General features: G+C 70.5%; 19 protein-coding genes and 1 riboswitch. Of the genes, 8 read left to right on the forward strand and 11 right to left on the reverse strand.

What is annotated here, in order from left to right:
* Positions 1-81 precede the first annotated feature (81 nt).
* On the forward strand, positions 82-948 hold the full coding sequence (locus tag C0012_RS05500; protein WP_269777918.1) for an SDR family NAD(P)-dependent oxidoreductase: 867 nt from the start codon (positions 82-84) through the stop codon (positions 946-948).
* A 45-nt stretch (positions 949-993) separates the two neighbouring features.
* On the opposite strand, the gene C0012_RS05505 is transcribed toward C0012_RS05500, so the two are convergent.
* From C0012_RS05505 to rlmN, 4 genes are all read right to left on the reverse strand, one after another.
* Positions 994-1,863 carry an RNA polymerase sigma-70 factor gene (locus C0012_RS05505; protein ID WP_110590076.1) on the reverse strand — a complete coding sequence of 290 codons (870 nt, stop codon included), beginning with the start codon at positions 1,861-1,863 and terminating at the stop codon, positions 994-996.
* A 10-nt stretch (positions 1,864-1,873) separates the two neighbouring features.
* Positions 1,874-2,452, reverse strand: coding sequence for a carboxymuconolactone decarboxylase family protein (locus C0012_RS05510; RefSeq protein ID WP_110590077.1), 579 nt, complete (start codon positions 2,450-2,452; stop codon positions 1,874-1,876).
* Positions 2,453-3,754: 1,302 nt separating this feature from the next.
* Positions 3,755-4,765, reverse strand: a complete 1,011-nt coding sequence (locus C0012_RS05515) for an NAD(P)H-dependent flavin oxidoreductase (RefSeq protein WP_232527784.1) — start codon at positions 4,763-4,765, stop codon at positions 3,755-3,757.
* 693 nt (positions 4,766-5,458) lie between these two features.
* A complete protein-coding gene (gene rlmN / locus C0012_RS05520; protein WP_110590078.1) occupies positions 5,459-6,670 on the reverse strand; it encodes a 23S rRNA (adenine(2503)-C(2))-methyltransferase RlmN in 1,212 nt (403 codons plus the stop codon).
* A 281-nt stretch (positions 6,671-6,951) separates the two neighbouring features.
* Between rlmN and C0012_RS05525 the strand changes: the two genes are divergently transcribed.
* The gene (locus C0012_RS05525) at positions 6,952-7,905 is read left to right on the forward strand and encodes a TIGR03617 family F420-dependent LLM class oxidoreductase (protein ID WP_110590079.1); all 954 of its coding nucleotides are present in this window, start codon (positions 6,952-6,954) and stop codon (positions 7,903-7,905) included.
* Between the two features lie 6 nt (positions 7,906-7,911).
* Here the strand turns inward: C0012_RS05525 and C0012_RS05530 are convergent, their stop codons facing one another.
* The 3 genes from C0012_RS05530 to C0012_RS05540 all read right to left on the reverse strand — a co-directional run bounded on the left by C0012_RS05530 (position 7,912) and on the right by C0012_RS05540 (position 10,711).
* On the reverse strand, positions 7,912-8,694 hold the full coding sequence (locus C0012_RS05530) for an energy-coupling factor transporter transmembrane component T family protein (protein WP_110590080.1): 783 nt from the start codon (positions 8,692-8,694) through the stop codon (positions 7,912-7,914).
* Complete coding sequence (locus C0012_RS05535) at positions 8,691-10,094, reverse strand: ABC transporter ATP-binding protein (RefSeq protein WP_110590081.1); 1,404 nt, start codon at positions 10,092-10,094, stop codon at positions 8,691-8,693. Before C0012_RS05535 ends, C0012_RS05530 begins: the two co-directional genes overlap by 4 nt.
* Positions 10,091-10,711: an ECF transporter S component gene (locus tag C0012_RS05540; protein ID WP_110590147.1), complete on the reverse strand. Its 621-nt coding sequence runs from the start codon at positions 10,709-10,711 to the stop codon at positions 10,091-10,093. Before C0012_RS05540 ends, C0012_RS05535 begins: the two co-directional genes overlap by 4 nt.
* Positions 10,706-10,814: riboswitch (TPP riboswitch) on the reverse strand. (Overlaps the previous gene by 6 nt.)
* 162 nt (positions 10,815-10,976) lie before the next feature.
* On the opposite strand from C0012_RS05540, the gene C0012_RS05545 reads away from it, so the two are divergent.
* Complete coding sequence (locus tag C0012_RS05545) at positions 10,977-13,064, forward strand: D-alanyl-D-alanine carboxypeptidase family protein (protein ID WP_110590082.1); 2,088 nt, start codon at positions 10,977-10,979, stop codon at positions 13,062-13,064.
* Between the two features lie 16 nt (positions 13,065-13,080).
* Here C0012_RS05545 and C0012_RS05550 read toward each other — a convergent pair whose 3' ends face one another.
* The gene (locus C0012_RS05550) at positions 13,081-14,094 is read right to left on the reverse strand and encodes a lactonase family protein (RefSeq protein ID WP_110590083.1); all 1,014 of its coding nucleotides are present in this window, start codon (positions 14,092-14,094) and stop codon (positions 13,081-13,083) included.
* A 69-nt stretch (positions 14,095-14,163) separates the two neighbouring features.
* Between C0012_RS05550 and C0012_RS05555 the strand changes: the two genes are divergently transcribed.
* Entirely contained in the window at positions 14,164-14,991 is an 828-nt protein-coding gene (locus tag C0012_RS05555; protein WP_110590084.1) for a PhzF family phenazine biosynthesis protein, read from the forward strand.
* A gap of 16 nt (positions 14,992-15,007) precedes the next feature.
* Here the strand turns inward: C0012_RS05555 and C0012_RS05560 are convergent, their stop codons facing one another.
* From C0012_RS05560 to C0012_RS05570, 3 genes are read right to left on the reverse strand one after another with little or no spacing between them, the layout of a single operon-like run.
* Positions 15,008-16,114 (reverse strand): aminotransferase class I/II-fold pyridoxal phosphate-dependent enzyme, encoded by a 1,107-nt coding sequence (locus C0012_RS05560; protein WP_110590085.1) that lies wholly within the window; start codon positions 16,112-16,114, stop codon positions 15,008-15,010.
* Positions 16,111-17,529 carry a glycoside hydrolase family 3 N-terminal domain-containing protein gene (locus tag C0012_RS05565; protein WP_110590086.1) on the reverse strand — a complete coding sequence of 473 codons (1,419 nt, stop codon included), beginning with the start codon at positions 17,527-17,529 and terminating at the stop codon, positions 16,111-16,113. Before C0012_RS05565 ends, C0012_RS05560 begins: the two co-directional genes overlap by 4 nt.
* Positions 17,522-18,403 (reverse strand): MurR/RpiR family transcriptional regulator, encoded by an 882-nt coding sequence (locus tag C0012_RS05570; RefSeq protein WP_110590087.1) that lies wholly within the window; start codon positions 18,401-18,403, stop codon positions 17,522-17,524. The genes C0012_RS05565 and C0012_RS05570 overlap by 8 nt, the downstream gene beginning before the upstream one ends.
* Positions 18,404-18,512: 109 nt before the next feature.
* Here C0012_RS05570 and C0012_RS05575 point away from each other — a divergent pair, with 109 nt between their 5' ends.
* From C0012_RS05575 to C0012_RS05590, 4 genes are all read left to right on the forward strand, one after another.
* Positions 18,513-19,400: an N-acetylmuramic acid 6-phosphate etherase gene (locus C0012_RS05575; protein ID WP_110590088.1), complete on the forward strand. Its 888-nt coding sequence runs from the start codon at positions 18,513-18,515 to the stop codon at positions 19,398-19,400.
* Positions 19,397-20,329 (forward strand): N-acetylglucosamine kinase, encoded by a 933-nt coding sequence (locus tag C0012_RS05580; RefSeq protein ID WP_110590089.1) that lies wholly within the window; start codon positions 19,397-19,399, stop codon positions 20,327-20,329. Before C0012_RS05575 ends, C0012_RS05580 begins: the two co-directional genes overlap by 4 nt.
* A 63-nt stretch (positions 20,330-20,392) precedes the next feature.
* On the forward strand, positions 20,393-22,135 hold the full coding sequence (locus tag C0012_RS05585; RefSeq protein ID WP_110590090.1) for an ABC transporter ATP-binding protein: 1,743 nt from the start codon (positions 20,393-20,395) through the stop codon (positions 22,133-22,135).
* Positions 22,132-24,216: an ABC transporter ATP-binding protein gene (locus tag C0012_RS05590; RefSeq protein WP_110590091.1), complete on the forward strand. Its 2,085-nt coding sequence runs from the start codon at positions 22,132-22,134 to the stop codon at positions 24,214-24,216. Before C0012_RS05585 ends, C0012_RS05590 begins: the two co-directional genes overlap by 4 nt.
* Positions 24,217-24,239: the final 23 nt, after the last annotated feature.

Raw genomic sequence — 24,239 nt, forward strand, 5'->3', positions numbered from 1 at the left:
CCCGACGTCGATTCCGGCAACGCGTGACGCACCTGCGCCTGCACGAGCGCCGAGCATCAGGACGAACGCAAGGAGCCGCGCGTGAACACAGCAGTCATCACCGGTGGCGCCGGCGGAATGGGCCTCGCGACCGCCAGGTTACTCGGCCGCGACCATCGGATCGTGATCGCCGATCTCGGTCAGGATCGGATCGATGCCGCTGTCGACCAGCTGACCGCCCTCGGGATCACAGCATCAGGGATCGAGTGCGACGTCACCGATGAACAGTCGGTCCTCGATCTCCTGCGCAACGCCGCTCCCGACGGGCATCGCGTGCGCGCCGTCGTCCACACTGCCGGAGTGAGCCCGCAGATGGGCCAGCCCGCAAAGATCGTCGAGATCAACTCCATCGGCACGGTGAACGTCGCGCGGTGTTTCCACCCGCTCGCCCAGGACGGCGACGCGCTGGTCAACGTCGCGTCTTTCGCAGGGCACGCGCTGCCCGCCATTCTCGTCCCGTCTCGCAGCTTTCCGTGGGCCGAGACGGACCCGGCCCGGTTCGTGAAGGCGATCGTACGCCGGGCTGGCATCGTCGGGCGCCGCCGGCATTCCGGCTTCGCTTATGCGATCAGCAAGGCGTTCGTCATCTGGTACAGCGCGCGGCTGGCCGCCCCCTTCGGTGCGCGCGGGGCACGGGTGGTGTCGGTGTCGCCCGGGAGCTTCGACACAGCCATGGGCCGACTCGAAGCGGACCATGGCGCCGCCGACCTCCTCAAGGTCGCTGCCCTCGATCGCTTCGGGTCTGCGGACGAGATCGCCGCCGTCCTGGCATTCTGCGCGGGGCGGGCGCCCGGCTACCTCACCGGCACGGACATCCTGGTCGACGGCGGGACCCGCGCCGGACAGCGCACCGGAAGGCGCCACTCCATCCTGTCCCGCCCCAAGCATGGACTACGCCAGAGCACATGACATGACATGCGCGCTCGCGCAGAACGTGTGCGTTCGCGGGTTGGATCATCGCTCGAGCCGCACGGGACCCCCGAGGCGGGCGAGCTTGTCGGGGTTGCGCACGTAGTAGATCGCGGTGATGCGGCCGCCCGCGACGTCGACGGTCACGGCGCCGTCGGGTTCGCCGTCGAGCAGCACGCGGATTCCCGCGCGACCGTTGATCTCGTCGACGACGAGCGTCGTCCCGGGATTCTTCTCGATGAGCCCGACGATGAAACGCAACACCTTCTCCGCGCCGTGGATGGGGCGCCGCGACGCCGTGACCCGGCCGCCACCGTCCGCGATCAGGACGACCCCGGGCGCCAGGACCTCCATGAGAGATCCGACATCGCCCGTCGTCGAGGCGCGACGGAACAGTTCGAGGACGGCCGCCGCCTCGCTGGATCCGACCTCGACGCGCGGTCGTCGGGCGCGTACGTGCTCGCGCGCGCGGTGCGCGATCTGCCGAACGGTCGCCGGCGCGCGATCGACCGCCTCGGCGATCTCGTCGTAGCCGAAGTCGAACACCTCACGCAACACGAACACGGCGCGCTCGACAGGGCCGAGCGTCTCCAGCACGAGCATCATGGCCGTCGAGACGCTCTCGGACAGCACGGCGTCCTCGGCGACATCGCCTGTGGTGAGCAGGGGCTCCGGCAGCCACGGCCCGACATACTCCTCGCGGCGCCGGCTCACGGCGCGCACGCGGTTGAGGGCCTGGCGCGTCGCGATCCGCGCAAGATAGGCGCGCGCGTCACGCACGGATCCGCGGTCCGCGTCGTTCCAGCGGATCCACGATTCCTGGACGACGTCCTCCGCGTCGCTGACGGATCCGAGGATCTCGTACGCGATCGTGAACAGCAGCCGGCGATGATCGGTGAATGCGTCTCCGCTCATGCGTTCGACGCTACGCGGCGGTGGCGGGCGCGGCGAGAGGAAGCTCGCACACGTCCGAGTAGCCCTGGCTCTCGAGTCCTGCCGCGGCGTTGAAGCGCGAGCGCATGTTCTCGAGCGCGACGAGCTGGGTCAGCTCGACCATGGCGGGAGCGCCGAGAGCGTCGAGCAGACGCGCGGACAGTTCGTCGGTCACCGTGGGCGGCGTAGCCGTCATCGCCTCGGCGTACTCCAGCACGTCGCGCTCGAGCGGCGTGAACACGTCACTTTCGCGCCACCGCGGCACCTCGCGCACCTTCGTCAGGTCAAGCCCCTCGTTGTGTGCCAGGAAGTAGCCGAAGTCGAGACACCAGCTGCATCCGATGGATCCGGCCGACGCCATCTCGGCGTACGACCCGAGCTGCGGATCAAGCTGGTTCCACTTCGCGGCGTTGCGCTCGATGCCGAGCGCGCCGTTCATCACGCGCCGGTTGTGCCAGAGCACATAGGCGTTGTCGGGGATCTTCCCCCACATCCGCTTCACGGCGAACGTCAGGACGGCACCGTAGAGCCCCGTGATGCGGGCCTTCGGGATGCGGAATCGGCTGGGCATGGGGTTCTCCTTCGCGATCCGGGGCCCGGTCGGCCCCTCCTGCCCATACGACACCGCTCGCCCGCTGAGTGTGACAGCACCCGCGAAGATCCCTCCGCTGGGCGGCCGCACGGGGTGGGCAGCCCTCACACTCGGGAGGAGAACCACACCCCGGAGGGCCCACAGGTGGGCTTCCCCCCTCCCGAACGCACTTACCCTCCCGTATGTGCGGGAGTCCCCTCCCCTGTGTGCGACTCCCCGCCCGGGCACGACTCCCCTCCCGTGTGCGACTCCCCGCCCGGGTGCAGCTCCCTTCCCGGGTGCAGCTCCCTTCCCGGGTGCAGCTCATCCCCCGGACACGGCCGCTCCCCGGTGCGGATCCCCCGCCCAGGTGCTGGGGCCCCGCCACGCCAGAGAACGTCCCGGGCACAGCCTCCACGGCGATACCTCCGCTAAGCCACCGCATGGCGAACACCCCTCGCACCCGGGAGGAGAACTACACCCTGGAGGACCCACAGGTGGACCTCGCACCTCCCGAGCGCACATCCCCTCCCATGCGTGAGGGAATCCCCTCCCCTATGTACGACTCCCCGCCCGGGCACGGCTCCTCGGAAACATCTCCGTGTGCGACCGCACGGGTGGGCAGCCCTCACACTCGGGAGGAGAATCACACCCCGGAGGAGCCACCGGCGGATCTCGCACCTCCCGAACGCACATCCCCTCCCAGGCGTGAGCGAATCTCCTCCCGTATGTGCGGCTCCCGGCCCGGGCACGGCTCCTCCCAGGTGCTGGCCCCGCCACAGAGCCTCCCGGGCACAGCCTCCACGGCGATACCTCCGCTGAGCCACCGGACGGCGAACACCCCTCGCACCCGGGAGGAGAATCACACCCTGGAGGACCCACAGGTGGACCTCCCCCTCCCGACCGCACATCCCCTCCCGGGCATGAGGGGATCTCCTCCCCTATGTGCGACTCCCCGCCCGGGCACGGCCCCTCCCAGGTGCGGCTCCCCTCCCAACTGCCGGCCCCGCCACAGAGCCTCCCGGGCACAGCCTCCACCGCGATACCTCCGCTGCACCACCACACGGCGAACACCCCTCACACTCGGGAGGAGAATCACACCCCGGAGGACCCACAGGTGGACCTCCCCCTCCCGAACGCACATCTCCTCCCGGGTGCGAGCGAATCTCCTCCCTCCCGCAGCGGATCCCCACCCAGCACAGACCCATGACGCGGATCCGCCCCCAGGCACAGATTCTCCCGAGTGCCGTGCGCCATCCTCCGCTGCGCACCGCAACGTGCGCGTCCCGGCGCCGGCTCACCTCACGGAACGAGGGCTGCGAGGATCTCCGCGACGGGTGCTTCGCGAGACGCGCGCCACCCGCGGCCCGCCCACAGATGGAGGTGCTCGGCATCGCCTTCGGCAGCGGCGGCGGCGCGAAGCGGCCTCGTGAGGTGGTGGATCGCGGGGTATCCGCTCGGCGCATCGGCGTCGTGCGCGTCGACGAAAGCATTGCGGAGAGCCCGCGCGTACCGCCCCGTGAACGCGCGGGTGAGGACCGTCTCGTCGAACCGCGGATCCTCGAGGGCGGCGCGGTGCGTCGACGACGTCCCGCTCTCGGCCGCGCGAAGGAGCGCCGTGCCGACGGCGACGGCGTCAGTGCCCGAGCCGAGGAGCTCAGCGACCTCGGCCGAGGAGGAGATCCCACCCGCGGCAACGATCGGCACGCCTGTTTCGGCCGCGATCTCCGCGACGAGACCGGCAAGCGGGCGCTCGGCGGGCAACGCACCGGCCGTCCAGACGCCGGAGTGTCCGCCCGCCGCGGCGCCCTGGACGACGAGGATGTCCACCCCGGCATCCACCGCCGCGCGTTCCTCGTCGAGGCTTGTCACTGTCTGCGCCGTGAGCGAGCCCGCATCGCGCAGCGCCGCGATGTCCTCCCCACGGGGAAGCCCGAACGTGAAGCTGACGAGAGGAACAGGATCCGCGACGAGCGCCGCGATCTTCTCGTTCCAGGCATCATCATCTTCACGTGGATCCCCTGCATCGTCGATGCCGAGCGCGCGGGCGTAGTCCGCGTGCGCGCCGGGAGAGATCACGTGAGTGTTCGGCACGAACAGGTTCACGCCGAACAGGTCGACGCCCGCGGCGCGCACCGCGGCAATCTCATCGTTCATCGCCTGGGACGTCTTGTACCCCGCGGCGAGCTGCGCCATGTGCCCCGCCCGCGCTGCCGCGACGACGAGCGCGGGCGTCGTGGGACCACCGGCCATCGGCGCCGCCCAGACCGGGGAGGTGTACTCGAACAGGGCGGGAAAAGCGGCGCGGATCACGGATCCCACGCTAACGCGTCGCGCGACGACACCTCCCGAGTGCGGGACCGCCCCGCAACGCCCCCACAAGGGCGCCGCGGCACTCAGGAACGCCCCAACGGCGGAACCGCCCACTGCCGCGGTTCGCCCACCTCCGCCACGACGACCCCCGCAGGCGCCATCACTCCCCCACGCCGTTCCCGAGTGCGGAACCGCCCCACAGCGCCCCCACAAGGGCGCCGCGGCACCCAGGAACGCCCCGACGGCGGATCCGCCCACTGCCGCGGCTCGCCCACCTCCGCCACGACGCCCCCGCAGGCGCCATCACGGTTCCGGAGTGCGGAACCGCCCCACAACGCCCCCACAAAGGCGCCACGGCACTCCGGAACATCCCAACGGGATCCGCGCCCGCGGCGGCGCGCTCGCCTTCCTCCGCCACGACGCCCCACCCACAGACGCCGTCGTTCCCCACCCGCGCACGCGTTCCCGAGTGCGGAACCGCCCCACAACGCCCCCACAAGGGCGCCACCGCACTCCGGAAAGCACCCCAACGGCGGGTCAGCACACTGCCGCGGCTCGCCCACCTCCGCCACGACGACCCACCCACAGACGCCGTCGATCCCCCACCCGCGAACGCGTTCCCGAGTGCGGAACCGCCCCACAACGCCCCCACAAAGGCGCCACCGCACTCCGGAAAGCACCCCCACGGCGGGTTCAACCCGCTGCGGCGCGCTCGTCCTCCTCCGTCACGACGAGCTGCCCACAGGCGCCGTCGATCTCCTTGCCGCGGGTGTCTCGGATCGTCGTGGGGATGCCCGCGTCGTTGAGGATCCGCACGAACTCGTTCTGCGCGGCCTTCGTCGACGCGTCCCACACCGATCCCGGCGTCGGGTTGAGCGGGATCGGGTTGACGTGCACCCACCCGCGGCCGCGCGCATTGAGCTTCTCCGCGAGGAGCTCGGCGCGCCACGGGTGATCGTTCATGTCCCGGATGAGGGCGTACTCGATCGATACGCGGCGCTTCGTCCGGTCGAAGTAGGCCCGCGCGGCGTCGAGCACCTCCTCGACCTTCCAGCGCGAGTTGACGGGGATCATCTCGTCGCGCAGCTCGTCGTCGGGTGCGTGCAGCGACAGCGCGAACGTGACGGGGATGTCCTCGTCGGTGAGCTTGCGGATCGCGGGCGCGAGCCCGACCGTCGAGATCGTGATGCCGCGGGCGCTCATACCGAGGCCCTGCTTCTTGTCGACCATCGTGCGCACAGCCTGCATGACGCGCTTGTAGTTCGCGAGCGGCTCGCCCATCCCCATGAACACGATGTTGCTGACGCGCTCGGCGCTGTTGTCGTCGCTCTTCTTGCCACCGAGCTCGCCGTTCGCGATGACCTCGTTGGCGCGTACGATCTGGTCGACGATCTCGGCCGCCGACATGTTTCGAGTGAGGCCGTTCTGGCCCGTCGCGCAGAAGGGGCAGTTCATCCCGCAACCCGCCTGCGAGCTCACGCAGAGGGTGATGCGGCCCGGGTAGCGCATCAGCACCGATTCGACGAGGGCGCCGTCGTGCAGCTTCCAGAGGAACTTGATCGTGTCGCCGCCGTCGGTCTGCAGACGGCGCACCTCCGTGAGGAGGTTCGGCAGCATGCCGGCGACGAGCTCCTCCCGCCCCTCCTTCGGCAGATCCGTCATCTTCTCGGGATCGCGGGTGAAGTGGTCGAAGTAGTGCTTCGCGAGCTGCTTCGCGCGGAATCCGGGAAGACCGAGCTCCTTCGCCTTCGCGACGCGCTCCTCGGGCGTGAGGTCGGCGAGGTGCACGGGCGGCTTGCCTCGCTTGGGGCTCGCGAACTGCAGCAGCGGACGCCCCTCAGCGTCCTTGCGCTGCTCCCAGCCCTCGGCCTTGGGCTTGACCTGGCGGATCCCCGAACTCGTCATGGTGTCCACCGTACGGGAGGCGCACCGCGCCGCGCTGGGGAACGGCCGGGACGCATTCTTGTCCCCTCTTTGGGGGACAAAGGCCCCTCTTTCGTGGTGCAGACGGATCCCACGGCCTAGCGTGGAAGCGTCCGGCCGGTACTTGGGGGAGCCCGGCCGGACCTCGTCTGTGTGGGGAGCCCGCCCTCTTCCACGAAATCGCGGCCAGCGCAGGCCCGCGACATTGTGGGGCCGAGACAACTCATCCCCGTCTCTTCGATGCCTCCGGCACGCTGAAGATCATGCTCCTCGATCTCGGTCTCCGCGACGCCTCCCCCGCCGCCGTCCTCGATACCGCCGCCCGCGCCGAGCGCGAAGGGTTCGACGGCATCCAGGTTCCCGAGCTGGCCCACGATCCGCTGATCGCGTGCGCACTCGCCGGCTACGCGACGACGCGGATCCACGCGGCGACATCGATCACGGTCGCGTTCGCGCGCACGCCGATGACGGTTGCTCAGGCCGCGAACGACGCGCAGCTCGCGAACCGTGGCCGGTTCTCGCTCGGGCTCGGATCCCAGGTGAAGCCGCACATCGAGAAGCGCTTCTCGATGCCGTGGTCGGCCCCCGCACCCCGCATGCGAGAGTTCATCGGCGCTGTTCGCGCGATCTGGCACTCATGGGAGACGGGTGAGCGCCTGAACGTGCGCGGCGAGCACTACACCCACACGCTCATGACCCCGATGTTCTCGCCGGGGCCGAACCCGTTCGACACTCCCGACATCTGGCTCGCCGCGGTCGGCCCCGCCATGACGAAGCTCGCGGGCGAGGCCGCCGAGGGGTTCATCGCACACGCCTTCACGACCCCCGAATATCTCGCCGAGGTGAGCCTGCCGGCGCTCGCGGAGGGGCGCGCGCGATCGGATCGCACGGCGACCGACGTGATCCTCACGCCGTTCGTCGTGACGGGCGTCGACGAGGCCGAGCGCGCGAAGACGGAGAAGGCGGTGCGCTCGCAGATCGCGTTCTACGGATCCACACCCTCGTACCGCGCGGTCCTCGAGCTCCACGGCTGGGAGGACGCCGCCGACTCGCTGCACGCGGCGAGCCGGCGCGGGGAGTGGGACACGATGGGATCCCTCATCACCGACGACATGATGAACGCATTCGCGACCTTCTGCGAGCCGAGCGCGCTGCGCGCGGCGCTCGAGGAACGGTTCGGCGCGATCGGCACGCGCGCAGCGGTGTCGCTGGAGTAAGGGGCATCAGCCGCCGAGGATCACGTTGAGGTGACCCGTCGCGGTCGTCACGGCGAGGGCCGTCGCGCTGATCGCGAGCCCCGCCCCAGTCAGGGCCCATTCGCGCGCACCCCACGGACTTTCGCGCGCCCAGGTGCGCGGCTCGTCGGATCCGAAAGCGCGCGCCTCCATCGCGGTCGCGAGGTGGGATCCACGACGGATCGCGAGGACCACGAGAGCGAAGGCCATGCCGAGCACGCGTCGGATCCGCCCGCTGTCCGCCACGCCGCGCGCGCGGCGGGCCGCCTCGAGCTCACGCCAGTCGCTCACGAGCAGACCGATGAGCCGCATCCCGCCGAGCGCGCCCAGCACGAACCGCGCGGGCAGCTTCGCGCGCTGCGCGAGCCCGTCGGCGAGGTCCGTCGGATCGACGTCTGCGAACAGCACAACGCCGGGCAGGGCGATGGCGAGGATCCGGAAGAACGTCGCGGCCGCGAGCTGCAGCGATCCGTCGGTCACGTGGATGAGCATCCACTCGACGTGCGTGTCGCCGCTCGGCGCGCCGTATAGGGCGATCGTGACCGCGGTGAGGGGCGCCGCGACCCAGACGGGAAGCGTGCGTGTCCAGAATGCGCGCGCCCGCAGGCCACTCGCGAGGAAGATCGGCACTTCGAGGACGAGCGCCGTCACGGCCGAGACCCAGTCGACCGTCACCACGAGCGGCAGCGCGATGAGCAGCGCGGCCGCCAGCTTCGCGACCGGGTTGATGCGCGCAAGCGGCCCGCGGGGCGCTGTTGTCGACGGGATCATGCGCGACCCGCCAGGGCGAGCTCGCGGGCGCCGAGGGTCTCGAGCAGATCGAGGTCGTGCGTGATGGCGACAACTGCGATGCCCTCGCGCCGGAGGCCGTCGATGATGCCGACCATCTCGCGCCACGTCTGCGGATCCTGGCCGAACGTCGGCTCGTCGAGCACGCAGATGCGCGGACGCGTCGCGAGCATCGCCGCGACCGTGAGCCGCCGCTTTTCTCCGCCCGACAGCGTGTGCGGGTTCGCGGCGCCGAGGTGGTCGAGGCGCAGGCGCTCCAGAAGCTCGTCCGAGCGGCGCGCAATCTTGTCGTCGGGCAGGCCGAGCGCGCGGGGTCCGACCTCGAGCTCCGCGCGCACCGTCGACGCGAGAAGCTGATGGTCGGGCGATTGAAGAACCGTCCCGATGCGGGTGAGCAGCTGACGCGACTGCCAGCGGATCGGGTGCGGCTTCGCGCCGTCGCGGAGAGCGTTCGCCGCCTCGACGCGCCCCGATACGGGGGGCAACAGCCCGGCGAGGGTGCGGCCGAGCGTCGATTTCCCGGCGCCGTTCGGCCCGGTGATCCCGAGCACCTCCCCGGGCCGCACGTCGAGATCGATCGGGCCGGCGACGCTCTGCCCCGCCATCCGTCCCACGTGGAGGTCGCGCGCCTCGAGCAGCGGCTCCCCAGAACACAACGCAGTCGATTCGGCGGACAACACCCCCGACGCACCGCCCCTCCCGGCTGGGCCGGGCGGAATCGACTGCGTTGTGATGGGGCCGAGCCTCACCTCTCGGTCGATGACGCCCCGCCAGGCCTCGACGCGGTGCTCGACGACGAGGAGGGTCGCTCCTGTTGCCTCGACCACCCGCGCGACAGCGGCGACGACCTCCTCGACGCCGGCGGGGTCCAGGTTCGCTGTCGGCTCGTCGAGCAGGAGGACGCCCGGCCGCATCGCCAGGGCGCCGGCCAACGCGAGCCGCTGCTTCTGGCCTCCCGACAGCGCGCTCGTCGAGTGGTCGAGGGGCACGTCGAGACCGACGAGCTCGAGGGCCTCGCGCACGCGGTCCCAGATCTCGTCGCGCGGGAGGCCGAGGTTCTCGCATCCGAAGGCGACATCGTCACCGACACGATGCATGACGGCCTGAGTGTCGGGATCCTGCAGAACGAGCCCCGAGCGGCCGCGAGCGGCGTGGGGCTCGTGACCGTCGATCGTCAGCACGCCCTCGGACTCGCCCTCGTCGTCACCGCCGAGCACGCCCGCAAGCGCGTGCAGGAGCGTCGACTTTCCGGATCCCGACAGCCCCGTCAGGAGCATCCGCTCACCCGGCGCGACGTCGAGGTCGAGCCCACGCGCGGCCCAGGCGTGGCGCGTCGCGTAGCGCCACCCCCACCCGCGGGCGGAGACGTGGGCGCCCGTCACACGCGCTTCGCGCCGGTGCGCCCCGCGGCGAACCTGTTCAGCGCGCCGGTGGCCGCGAGCCCGCGCACGATGAGCCCCCCGCCGAGGCCCGCGACGATCGCACCCGACACGGTCGTCGACGCGATGTAGATGACCGTGAACGCCGAATCGGCGCCCTGGTACCAGACGATGCGGTCATTGATGCCGCCACCGAGACCCGCTGCCGCGCCCGCGAGCGCGGCCGCCGCCGGGCCGAACCGCTTGTAGAGGAAGATCGCGAGGACGATCTCCGCGCCGATGCCCTGGGCGAGACCCGACACGATCGTGAGCGGCCCCCATGCGTTGCCGATCAACGCGGAGATGATCGCGGCGACGACCTCGGTGTAGAGCGCGGCGCCCGGCTTGCGCACGATGAGACCGCCGAGCACCCCCGCGATGAGCCACGGGCCGATCATGAGGCCGCCAAGACCCGGCGTGACGGCGGTGAGCAGGCTGCCCGGCACCTCGTAGCCGACGTTCCAGACGATGAAGATGACCGAGCACGCGACGGCGACGACGCTCGCCACGACGATGTCGACGACGCGCCACTGCATGCGGCGGCCCCCCGCGTTGGTCGTTCCGGGTACGGATGCAGACATGTGCGATCTCCCTTCCTGCGCCGGCATGATCCGGATCAGGTTCGACGGTCGGCGCGGCGTGCGCCCTCTCAGCCCGGCGTGTCGGACTCCCGTGGTGTTGCCGTATCGGGTGATGCGGCAGGCGAGGTGATGACCTCGGCGCCTGGAGTATAGGCACCGCACGGTGCCGGGCGCCAGCCGCCGGGTATCAGACCGTCATCGGATCGTGAGGTGCTCGGGCGCCGATCTGCGGGGAACGCCCGACGGCATCGAGTAAATTGACCGCGTGGGGAGAGACGAGGGCAACGGAGGGCGCGACGACGAGCGTCCCGTCGACGACCGCGTCGAGGCGTCCGACGCAGAAGAGCGAGCCGATCTGGCGGAGACTGTCGCGAACGACAGCCCCCCAACGGAGCCGGTGCCGACCATCACGGGGCTCTTCGACATGCCCCACGTCGACGACGGATCCGCCGACGACGCTCCCGCGAGCGCTGGATCCTCCGTGCCGTTCTCCAACTCGTCCCAGCCGCAGACCGATTCGGTGCGCATCATCGCCGAGATGTTCCGAGGATTCCGGCGCCGCAGCGCGACGCCCGAGCAGGATCTGCAGCAGATCCTCGGAACGGCGACGCAGACGCTTCCCGTCGTCTCGGGCGGGAAGGTGACGCCCACCGAGCCTCCCGCGACCGCGGGCGCGATTCCGATCGTCCACGCGCCGGAAACGACCGACGCTGTCGACGACGGCACCGACGCCGACGCCGACGCGGAGGAGACCGACGACGCGGTGAGCGACGAGGCTGTTCCCCACGAAGAGACGGGCGCCGCTGCGTCCGAGGAGTCAGACTCCGCGGGCGGCGCGGCAGCCACCGCGATCGCCCCCGTCGCGCACGCCGACGCCCCCGACGAACTGACCCGCGTACCTGCCGACGACGAGGCTGAGAGCCCCGCCGCGACGCCCGAGGAGACCGCCGTGACCCCGCCCGACGAGCAGCGACCCGTCACGACGTCCTACGTGCCGCGAGACGACGGAAATCGCACCGAACAGGCGCTCGCGTGGCTCACCGCTGAGAGCGTCGCGACCGGTCAGACTCCGATCGTCAGCGGCGCCGCCGAGCTCGTGCCGCGACGGCGGCGTTGGCTCACTGCCATCTTCGCTCCCATCATCACCGCGATCGTGCTCGCCGTCGCGTACGTCGTGGCCTTCGCTGTGTGGCCGCTCGACAACGTCCCCCCGACAGTCGCCGCGGCCGAGGTCGATCCGCACGCAGGACCGACTGCTGCAATGCCGTGGCCGTCCGACGGGCAGGCGGCCGTGCTCGTCGAGGGCACGGATCAGATCCTCACCTCGGCGACCGACGAGAACCCCGAGACGGCCGGCCCCATGGCCAGCCTGACGAAGGTCATCACGGTCATGACCCTGCTCGAACGCCAGCCGCTCGCGCTCGGCGAGGACGGCCCCGCGTACGAGTTCGGCTACCTCGACCAGCAGGAGGCCAACGCGCTGCGGTGGTCGAACGAGTCGGCGCTCGATGTCCCGATCGGCGAGACCCTCACCTACTATCAGCTGCTTGAGGGGATCCTCATGGGATCCGCGGGCAACTACGCGAACAAGCTCGTCGACGCCCTGTGGGAGGGCGATCGCGACGCGTACCTGACCGACGCCCTGTCCTGGCTGCAGAGCAACGGCATCCAGGACACGATGGTCGTCGACGCGACGGGCATCAGCCCCGACAACCGGTCGACGCCGACGTCCATGGTGAAGGTCTCGCAGATCGCGCTACAGCACCCGGTCGTCGCGCAGATCGTCGCGCAGGACAGCGTCGAGCTGCCGGGCGCCGGTCTTGTCGAGAACTCGAACCCGCTCATGGGCGAGGACGGGATCGTCGGCATCAAGACGGGGCATCTCGACGAGTGGAACGTCAAGAGCTACAACCTCACGACCGCGAAGAACGTCGACCTGGGGGGCGAAGAGCCGATCCAGGTCTACGCGGCCGTGATGGGGCAGCTCGATTTCGAGGCGCAGGAGAGCGTGAGTCGCGATCTGCTCGACACGGCGGCACTCTCGTTGCAGCCGGTCGACTCGGTGACCGAAGGCACGGTCGTCGCGACCGTGACGACACCGTGGGGCGCCCGTGCAGACATCGTCACCGACGCCACCGCATCGCTGACGCTCTGGAACGGCGAGGTTCCGGAGCTCGGTGCCTCGTACGCCGTCGAGGTGGGCGACTCGGAGGGCGACGAGGTCGGCACCGCGACGATCACGGGAGCACTCGGCAGCGACGAGGTCGCACTCGTCACGACGGGCGATCTTCCTCGTCCCAGCCTCGAGTGGCGCCTCACGCACCCGCTCGAGCTGCTCGGCTTCACGGAATAGGCGGGAGCTGGGGAGCTCACGCAGTCACTGAAGGGCCGATCGGGCGGATGTGCTGCGGCGTCGGCGACGCGACGTGCGCGACGACGTCTCCCGGGATCCCCGTCGCTTCGTCGAGGGCGAGCGCGACCACCTCATCCGAGGCCTGGCCGGCGACGAGCAGGCGGCCGTCTGCAACGACGTGGTGGCGCGGAACCGCGACGCCCGCGTCGACGACCGCGAGCGGTTCGAGCGCTTCCGCCCCGACGCTCAGGACCGCGATGCGGTCGGATCCGCGCAGCCCGGCATAAAGGATCCGGCCGTCCGGAGACGCGGCGAGCTCCGCCCCCGTATCGCCCTCGGCGGCGCCCGTCGGAGTCGAGGTCACGACCGCCCACCTGCCGTCCGCTCCCTCGGCGAGCGCGAACACTTCGCAGGAGAACTCGGTCACGACGAACAGGCGGCCGCTCTCGTGCACGACCATGTGGCGCGGGCCGGATCCGTATGGCAGCACCACCTCGTGATCGGGCAGCAGGCGCCCGGATCCGATCCGCCAGATGCGTACGAGGTCGAAGCCGAGATCGGTCGTGGCGACGCGACCGTCGGGGAGGAAGGCGGCGGCGTGGGCGCGGGTCGGGCGACCGTCGACGTCGTAGGGATCTGCGGCGGCCGGCGCGAGGCTCGGAAGCCCGAGCGCACCGTCGGCGCCGAGGGGCACGTAGGCAACGCGGCCATCGCCCCAGCAGCTGGCCACGAGGCCGGATCCATCGGGCGCGACCGCGACATGGCACGTCGCCTCGCCGACGACGACCGTGGTGCCGAGCGGCGCGAGGGATGTCTCGCCCACGCGCGAGAAGGCGGCGACCTGGCCGGCCTTCTCGAGCGCCGCGTACACGACATCGAGGCGTGGGTGCGGCGCGAGCCAGGTCGGCGACGGCGCCTCGACCGCGACGTCGCCGCCCACGAGCGCACCGTCGTCGTCCGTGGCGATCACGCCGATCCCCGTCGCACCCGCCCCCATGTCGGCGCCACGCGCCCCGATCCAGTACTTCATGAGTCCATCCTGCCCGTCGCGGCGCCTCGGCGCGGCGGGCGCGCATGCTCGGAACACTAGATTGGGGCGATGGACCTCCTTCGACTCTCCGCGTTCCCCACTGCTCAGGGCGGAGGGAACCCTGCGGGCGTCGTTCTCGACGCGACGGGGATGAGCGACGACGACATGCTCGGGCTGGCGGCCGACGTCGGGTACTCGGAGACGGCGTTTCTTCTGCGGCGCGGCGAGCGCGAGCACGACATCCGCTATTTCGCCCCGTCTGCCGAAGTGGCCTTCTGCGGTCATGCGACGATCGCGGCGGCGATTGCGCTGGGCGAGCAGGACGGCCCCGGGGACCTCGTCCTGCACTCGCCTGCGGGGAAGATCCCCGTCACGGTCGAGCAGCGGGACGCCGGCCTCGTCGCCACGCTGACGACCGTGCCGACTCAGTCGTCCGCTCTGGACGATCCTGCCGAGCTTCTCGACGTGCTGGGGTGGGATGCGGCGGATCTCTCCCCGGATCTCCCGCTCGGCGTGGCTTTCGCCGGCCTGTGGCACCCAATCGTCTGGGCAGGTACGCGCGAACGGCTCGCGGATCTCGACTACGACTTCGCGCGCATGCGGAATCTCATGACGTCGCGCGAGTGGGGGACAGTCAGTCTCCTCCACCGCGAGCGGCCCGACCTCATCCACTCACGCAATGCGTTCGCGATCGGAGGCGTCGTCGAAGACCCGGCGACCGGTGCCGCCGCGGGTGCGCTCGGTGGCTTCCTCCGCGACCACGGTCTGCTCCCGCTGAACGGAGCATTCACGGTGCTGCAGGGCGAGGACATGGGCCAGCCCTGCCACATCGAGACCGACGCTTCCGGGAACGCCGGCGTGCGCATCAGCGGCTCGGCGGTTCATCTGCCCGGCTGACACACGACGTTCGGCCTCAGCCCCGCGTCGCCCACTCCGACACCGCGTCGACGAAGCGATCGTTGTGCTCGGCCTCGATGACCGTGTACCGCACACCCTCGCCGGCGTAGGCGCGAGGGACGACCCGGGCCTCGTCGACGAGATGGTCGCGGAGCTCTTCGGCGCGCGACCCGACCGGGAGCCAGACGAAGTTGCCGTCGGAGTGGACGATCTCGATACGCGGCTTCCCCTCGATCTCGGCGCGCTCCATGCGGTCGCGCAGGGTGCGCTCGATGCGCTGCCGCTCGGCGGCGATCCAGGTGACCCGGTCCTCGATCTGTTCGAGGGCATGATCGGTGAAGCAGAACTCGGCAGCCGCGACCGCGAGTCGGTCGACGCCGTTCTGCGTGCGCATCTTCGACAGCCCCTCGATGACCCCCGGCGCCGCGAGCGCGTACCCGACGCGCAGACTCGCGAGGGCCGCGCTCTTCGACAGAGTACGCAGGACCACGACGTTCTCGGGGAGCGCCGGCGCCGGTGCGAACAGGGGCGCCCCGAACGCGGCGCGCGGGCTCGTCGCGAACTCGCTGTACGCCTCGTCGAGCGCGAGCACGACGCGGCTCGGGACCTCGGCGAGGAGCCGGTCGAGCTGCTCACGCGTGAGCGCCCGCCCAGAAGGATTGTTCGGGCTCGCGATCAGCAGGATCCGCGTGCGCTCGGTGATCGCCGCGAGCAGGGAGTCGACGTCATGCGCGCCCTCAGCCGTCGTCGGCACGCGCACCGGCGTCGCTCCATGTGCGTGACAGGCGGGGAGATATCCCTCGAACGTGCGCCAGCTCGTGACCACCTCGTCTCCCGGTTCACACACGGATCCGATGAGCGCGCGGATGAGGTCCATGCTGCCCGAGCCGAGCAGCACGTCGTCGGCCTGCCGTCCGTGCGCGCGGGCGATGTTCGCGCGCGCCTCGTCGACCCGTGAGCCGTACTCATTCAGGTGCGGAATCTCGGCGGCGACCGCCTCGGCGAGGCCATCGAGCGGCGGCACGTGCGGTTCGTTGAAGCAGGCGCGCGCGGCGCCGGCGGGCAGCGGTGTCCGGCGGAAGACGGGGATCTGATCGTGCGCGGCGCGGAACGGAACGGTCATGCCTCCATTCTCGCGTCCGATCCCTCTTCCAGAAGCGCGTCGGCGGTGCGCACGGCGAGACGGCTCGCGGCACGCACGTGGAGCGCGGGGAGCGGCAGTGCCTCGGGCGGTTCGACGCCGAGGTTCACAACGACGGCTCCCGGGCGGCGCGCCGCGATGCGCGCGATCGCATCGCGCTGCGCCGGATCGGCGGGGCGGTCGACGAGGACGACGGGATCCGAGCCCCGCGGATCCGCGCCCGGCGCGACGACGGATCCGCCGCGCGCGAGCTCGTCGGCGAACCGGGATCCCGTAGTGCTGACGGCCCACGTCGCGGCCGCCCGAGCGTCGACGACCTCGCGCGGGCCGGGCTGCGGCACGAACGTTCCCTCGATCCGCGCTGCGCGCCGGGCCAGGCTGTCCACGTCGAGCGTCGGCGCCTCGCCGGCCGAGGAGAGGCGCCGTGCGTGCGCCCGGAGATCCGCGACGCGTGCCGCCGCGTCCTCGAGGCGCGCGAGCGGCAGCTCGCCCGAGCGGACGGCGTCGACGATGCGCGCGCGCACGGCGAGGAAGTCGGCCTCGTCGTCGCCCGAGCTGCCGGGGTTCGCGGGATTCGAGATGCAGAGCAGATCGCACCCCGCGGCGAGCGCACGCACGGGCGCATCAGGTCCGAACCGGTCCTTTACGGCCGCCATGTCGAGCGCGTCGCTTGCGATGACGCCCTCGAAGCCGAGCGCCCGCATCTCCGCCAGCGCCGTCGGGTTCGCGGTCGCGGGATCCTCTCCCCACGCCGGGACGACGAGGTGTGCCGTCATGATCATCCGCGCCCCCGCCGCCACCGCGGCGGCGAAGGGTGGGAGGTGCACGTCCCGCTGATCACGCTCGGATGCGCCTGTGACGGGCAGGCCGTGATGCGAGTCGATCGCGGTGTCGCCGTGGCCGGGGAAGTGCTTGGGCACGGCGATCGCCCCGCCCGAGTGAATCCCCTCGATCGCGGCGCGGACATGCCGCGAGACGAGCGCCGGGTCCGCACCGAATGCCCGCGTGCCGATGACGGGGTTCCGCGGATCCGCGTTGACGTCCGCGACGGGGGCGATGACGACGTTCGCGCCGGTCGCGCCCGAGCGGCGGGCGAGCCGTTCGCCGACTGCGCGGGTGACCGCGACGTCGTCGAGGGCGCCGAGCTGATGCGCTCCGAGTTCCTCGGATCCGCGCGCCGCGTCGATGCGCGTGACGGTTCCGCCCTCCTCATCGGTGCCGACGAGGAATCCGTCCGACGGATCCACGGGATCCGCACCGAGGTTCTGCGTGAACAGGACGACCCCGGCGAGCCCCGCGTCCCGTTCGCGCCGCACCCAGTCGGGCATCGACCGGCCGAGGTATCCCGGCCACAGCACGCCGTTCGCGAGCGCGATCAGCTCCGTGTCGTCAGTCATCATCTGCTCCTGTCGCCTCGCGCGCATTGTGTCGACGCAGCGCCCGGTACGCGCCCTCGAGGCTCTCGCTCGCGTCGGGGTACGCGCGCTGCAGCAGCCGTGCCATGAGGAAGTCCACGACGGCGAGCTGCGCGATTCCACTCGACATCATGCGGTACACCGATTCGCTCGCGCTCGTCGCGAGCACGAGCTCCGCCGCCCGTCCGACGGGCGACCGCGGCACGTTGGTGATCGCGAGCGTGGTCGCGCCGTGCTCGCGAGCGAGCGCGATCACTTCGCGGGTCTCGGGCGTCTCCCCCGAGTGAGAGATGCCGACGAAGACGTCACCCGCGCCGGCCTGCGCGACACGGGTGAGCGCGCGATGCGGGTCTGCGGTGGACCACGCAGGGCACCCGATGCGCTGCAGCTTCTGCTCGAGGTCGAGCGCCGCGACGCCGCTCTGCCCGACGCCGTAGATCTCGATCCGACGCGCATCGCCGAGCGCGCGGGCCGCGGCGTCGAGCGCCGCCACGTCGAGGTGACGGGCCGTGTCCTCGACGGACTTCGCGCCGCGATACGCGACCTTCGTGACGACCTCGCGCGCGGAGTCGTCGGATCCGATGTCGGCGTCGTCGATGCGGAAGTGCTCTCGCGAGGCCTCGTCCCGGCTCACTGCCGAGGCGATGGCCAGTCGAAACTCGGGGTACCCGCGGAACCCCATCGAGCGACAGAGCCGCGCCACAGTGGCTCCCGAGGTTCCGCAGGCCGCGGCCAGCCGCGTGATCGTGGACCGGGTCGCGAGCGCGGGGTCGTCGAGCACCGCCTCAGCGACGCGGCGCTCCGCCTTGCTCAGAGAGCTCAGCTGCCGCCTCATGCGCACGAAGATGTCCTGCACCTCGTCTCCTCATCGAGCCTTTTGGAAATTATTGTCGCAGTGTATCCGAGTGGGGTAGTTTATTTTCCGCCGGCGGGTCACCGTCGAGCCAGACCACGAAGGTGAATCGATGACGACCACGCTTCCCCCGACCGAGGGGCGCCTCGACGCCTCCCGCGACCTCGACGAACGCTCGACCCGCGGCGTTCTGCAGGCCCTCCACGAGCAGGATGCCGCGGCCGTCGCCGCCGTCGAACCCGCACTCGACGCCGTCGCGGATCTCGTCGACGCCGCCGCGGAGCGCTTCCGGCGTGGAGGAACGATCCACTACTTCGGCGCCGGCACGAGCGGACGACTCGGCGTCCTCGATGCGGCTGAGCTGCTGCCGACCTTCGACCTCGAACCCGGACGCGTCGTCGCCCACATCGCCGGTGGCGAGGCCGGGCTCGTCCGCGCGATCGAAGACGCCGAGGACTCGCAGGCCGAGGGTGCGCGCGCCGCGGCCGGGCTCGGCGCGAGCGACGTCGCGATCGGGCTCACCGCGAGCGGTACGACGCCGTACGTGCGCGCCGCCCTCGACACCGCACGCACGCAAGGAGCGCTCACCGCCCTCATCACCAGCAATCCGGCGAGCACCCTCGCCTCGCTCGCCGATATCGAGATCGTCACCGACACGGGCGCCGAGGTGATCATGGGATCGACACGCCTCAAGGCGGGCACGGCCGAGAAGCTCGTGCTCAACGGCTTCTCGACCGCCCTCATGGTCGCCGTGGGCCGCACCTGGTCGAATCTCATGGTCTCGGTCGTCGCCACGAACCGGAAGCTCCGCGGACGATCGGTGCGGATCCTCTGCGAGGCGACCGACATGACCGAGGCGGAGGCGGAGCGGGTTCTCCGAGAGGCCGATGGCGAGGTCAAGACCGCCATCGTCATGTCCTTCGCAGCCGTGTCGGCCGACGAAGCGCGAGCTCGACTCGTCGCGAGCGACGGCTCTGTGCGGGAGGCCGTCTCCCCGTGAGTCCGGAGGAGATCACAGTCGGGATCGACATCGGGGGCTCGGGTACACGCCTCGCCGTCCGCCAGGGCGAGGCGGTCACCCGCGCCGATCTCGGTGACCTGACGGCCGCCCTCGTGGCGCACGACCCCGCCGCCGCGCTCGAACGGCTCGCGCGCGAAGTGCGCGCGTCTGCCGGCGCGGCGCGGATCCGCGCGGTTGCGATCGGTGCCGCGGGACTGACCACGCATGCCGGCGATCTGCGTGAGCTCGAGGCCCGCGCCGCGCACGATATCGGGGCGGATCGCGCGATCGTCACCTCGGACATCGTGGCAGCGCATGTCGGTGCTCTCGGCGGCCGTCCCGGGGCCGTGCTCGCGGCCGGCACAGGGGCGATCGCGCTTGGAGCCGACCTTGCCGGCGCCTGGCGGCGCGTCGACGGCTGGGGTCACCTGCTGGGCGATCTCGGATCGGGGGCGTGGATCGGGATGGAGGCGTTGCGCGTCGCGGCGGCCCACCTCGATGGGCGCCGCGAGGACGGCGAGTCGCTGGCCGAGATCGCATCCGCCCGCTTCGGCCCGATCCTCCGCTGGCCCGGAGCGATCTACCCCGTCGTCGACCGCGCGCGGATCCTCGCGAGCCTCGTCCCGGACGTCGCCACGGCCGCTACTCACGACACCAGCGCCGCCCGGATCCTCGACGACGCCGCGTCCCACCTGTCGCGCACGCTCGTCGCGGCCCTCACTCCGGGGATCGCCGAGCGCGTCGCGGTCGTCGGCGGGCTGGCGTCGGTGCCGCGCCTCGTCGGTCCGCTGCTCGAGCGCGTCCGCGTAGCGCGACCGGGGGTCGAGGTCGAGACGGCGCAGGGAACTCCGCTCGACGGCACCCTGCTCATCGCCGATCTCCTGCGCGCCGACGCCGATCCGCTTCCCGGTCACTCGGCGATCGTGTAGCGGACGGCCCCCACGAACGCGGCAGTCCTTTCGAATGTCGGTGGTGCGTGGTTGGCTTCATCCGTGCTCTGGAAACTTCTCGTCCGCTATCTCGGGCGATACAAATGGCTGCTCGCGGGGGTGCTGGTCTTCCAGCTGGCCTCCGCCTTCGCCGCCCTATCGCTCCCGACCCTCAACGCCGACATCATTGACCAAGGCGTCGCCGTCGGCGACGTACCGTACATCGTCCGCACCGGGCTGTGGATGCTGCTCGTCGCCCTCGGTCAGATCCTCGCCGCGATCGTCGCGACGTTCTGCGCAGCGCGCGCGGCCATGAGCCTCGGCCGCGATATCCGCGACGATGTCTTCGCGCGCGTCTCCGGGTTCAGTGAACGCGAGGTGTCGACCTTCGGCGCCGGATCCCTCATCACTCGAAACACGAACGACGTGCAGCAGGTGCAGATGCTCGCAATGATGAGCGCGACGATGCTCGTCATGGCGCCCATGATGGCGATCGGCGGCATCGTCATGGCGATCCGCCAGGACGTCGGGCTCAGTTGGATCCTCGCCGTGTCGATCCCCGCTCTCCTCCTCGTCGCCGCGGCGATCATCAGCCGCATGGTGCCTTTGTTCCGCAGCTATCAGGCGAAGCTCGACGCCGTGAACCGCGTGATGCGAGAACAGCTCACAGGCGTGCGCGTCGTCCGCGCTTTCGTGCGCGAGGCCATCGAAGAAGAACGCTTCCGCCTCGCCAACACCGACATCATGGTCGTCGGGCGCAAGGTCGGCTCGCTCTTCGTGCTCATGTTCCCCCTCGTGATGCTCGTGCTCAACGTCACCATCGTCGGCGTCGTCTGGTTCGGCGGCATCGAGGTCGACGCCGGCAACACGCAGATCGGCACGCTGTTCGCGTTCATGCAGTACGTCGGACAGATCCTCGGCGGCGTCATGATGGCGAGCTTCATGGCGATCATGATCCCGCGCGCGGCCGTGTCTGCCGACCGCATCGGCGAGGTGCTCGCGAGCGAGACTACCCTCGTGCGACCTGAGCACCCGATCAGCGAGATGCCGACGCCCGGCCACGTCGAGTTCGACGACGTCTCCTTCACCTACCCCGGTGCCGAACAGCCCGTTCTCTCCGCTATCTCGTTCCACGCCGCTCCCGGCGAGACGGTGGCGGTCATCGGGTCGACCGGCGCCGGGAAGACGACCCTCATCTCTCTCATCCCGCGGCTCTTCGATGCCACGAGCGGAACCGTGCGCGTGCAGGGCGTCGATGTCACGCAGGCCGACCTCGACGTGCTGTGGAAGGGCATCGGCCTCGTGCCTCAGCGCCCCTTCCTCTTCAGCGGCACGATCGCGAGCAATCTGCGCTTCGGGCGCGAGCAGGCGACCGACGACGAGCTCTGGCACGCGCTCGAGATCGCGCAGGCCGCCGATTTCGTGCGCGAGAAGCCGCAGGGTCTCGACACCCCCATCGCCCAGGGCGGCACCAACGTCTCCGGAGGGCAGCGGCAGCGCCTCGCGATCGCCCGCGCCATCGTGCACCAGCCCGACGTCCTCGTCTTCGACGACTCGTTCTCGGCGCTCGATCTCACGACCGACGCGCGATTGCGCCAGGCCCTCTGGCGGGAGCTGCCCGAGGTCACGAAGATCGTCGTCGCGCAACGCGTCTCGACGATCACGGAGGCCGACCGCATCGTCGTCATCGACGACGGAAAGATGGCGGGCGTCGGCACCCACGAGCAGCTGCTCGAGACGAGCACCACCTATCGGGAGATCGTCGAATCGCAGATGAGCGTTGACGAGAGCGAGGTCGGAGCATGAGCGCCACGACACAGGACGAAGGCCTCACAGAACAGGAGCGCATCGAGGCCGAGCTCGCCGAACAGGCACGACAGTCGGGCGGCGGATGGGATGGCCCGGCGGGCGGAAAGCCAGAGAACTTCTGGCCGAGCTTCCTACGGTTCCTGCGCCTCCTCGCGCCGTACAAGTGGGCGTTCATCCTCGCCTCCGTGCTCGGCGCGATCGGCGTCGTGCTCGCCGTCGCCGGCCCCAAGGTGCTCGGAGAAGCGACGAACGTCGTCTTCGAGGGCGTCATGTCCACCGCCATGGGTGCGAACTTCGCGGGGATGAGCCAGGACGAGGTCGTCGCGGCGCTCGAGGCGACGGGACAGCAGGAGTTCGCCAACATGGTCGCGGCCATGAATCACTTCGCCCCCGGCGAGGGCGTCGATTTCGACCGGCTGCGCGTCGTCGTCGTATGGGCGATGTCGATCTACGTGCTCTCCGCCGTCCTGCAGTGGCTGCAGGGCTACATCATCAACGTCATCATGGTGCGCACGATGTGGCGCGTGCGCGAGCAGATCGAGGCGAAGATCAACCGCCTGCCGCTGCGCTACTTCGACAAGGTCCAGCGCGGCGAGCTCATCAGCCGCGTCACGAACGACGTCGACAACATGACGCAGACGCTGCAGCAGTCGCTCTCGGGCGCGCTCACGTCGCTCCTCATGGTCGTCGGCGTCATCGGCATGATGTTCTCGATCTCGTGGCAGCTCGCCCTCGTGGCGCTCGTCGCGCTGCCTCTCATCGGCGTCATCATGGGCATCATCGGCCCCAAGTCACAGAAGGCCTTCCAGACGCAGTGGAAGAAGGTCGGTCGCCTCAACTCGCGCGTGGAGGAGTCGTTCTCCGGACACGCGCTCGTCAAGGTCTACGGCCGCGAGAAGTCTGTGGGCGATGCCTTCCGCGACGAGAACGAAGAGCTCTACCGAGCGTCGTTCTTGGCGCAGTTCCTGTCGGGCGTGATGATGCCGGCGATGCAGTTCGTGGGCTACCTCACCTATGCCGGCATCGCTGTGCTCGGCGGCATCATGGTGGCGGGCGGTCAGATCCGCATCGGCGACGTGCAGGCCTTCGTGCAGTACTCGCAGCAGTTCACGCAGCCGCTCACCGAGCTCGGCGGCATGCTGCCCGTCGTGCAGTCCGGCACCGCGTCGGCCGAGCGTGTGTTCGCCCTGCTCGACGAGGACGAACAGGATCCCGACGACGCCGACGCGCCCACGGCGCCCGAGGGCGGGGCGGGGGTCATCGAGTTCGAGAACGTGCAGTTCTCCTACACCGAGGATCAGCCGCTCATCGACGATCTCTCGTTCCGTGTCGAACCGGGCCACACCGTGGCGATCGTCGGCCCGACCGGAGCCGGGAAGACGACGCTCGTGAACCTCCTCATGCGGTTCTACGAACTCGACGGCGGCGCGATCCGCCTCGATGGACAGGACGTCGGCGAGATGACGCGCGCCGATTTGCGCTCGCGCACAGGCATGGTGCTGCAGGATCCCTGGCTGTTCGCGGGTTCCATCCGCGACAACATCCGATACGGCGACGAGAGCGCGAGCGACGAGGAGGTGCAGGCGGCCGCCGAAGCGACGTACGTCGACCGGTTCGTCCACTCGCTGCCCGACGGATACGACACGGTGCTCGAAGAAGATGCGGCGAACGTATCGGCCGGCGAACGCCAGCTCATCACGATCGCACGGGCGTTCGTGCGGCGCCCGCAGGTGCTCATCCTCGACGAGGCGACAAGCTCCGTCGACACGCGCACCGAGCTGCTGCTGCAGCACGCCATGGCGGCCCTTCGAGAGGGGCGCACCTCGTTCGTCATCGCGCACCGTCTGTCGACGATCCGCGACGCCGACCTCATCCTCGTGATGGAACACGGCTCGATCGTCGAGCAGGGCGACCACGAGCAGCTCATCGCCCGGCGCGGCGCGTACTGGCGGCTCTACCAGAGCCAGTTCGAGCACGCCGTCGTCGACGTCGATGAGGTCGAGGCGATCGAAGAGTCGCTCGGCACATCCGAGCTGCCCGTCGTGGGTGGTCCGCCCGAGCCCACCGCCGAGTCCTGATGTCCCGGGCGCCGGGCGGCTGA

This window comes from Microbacterium suaedae (assembly GCF_003254645.1).
GTDB lineage: Bacteria > Actinomycetota > Actinomycetes > Actinomycetales > Microbacteriaceae > Microbacterium > Microbacterium suaedae.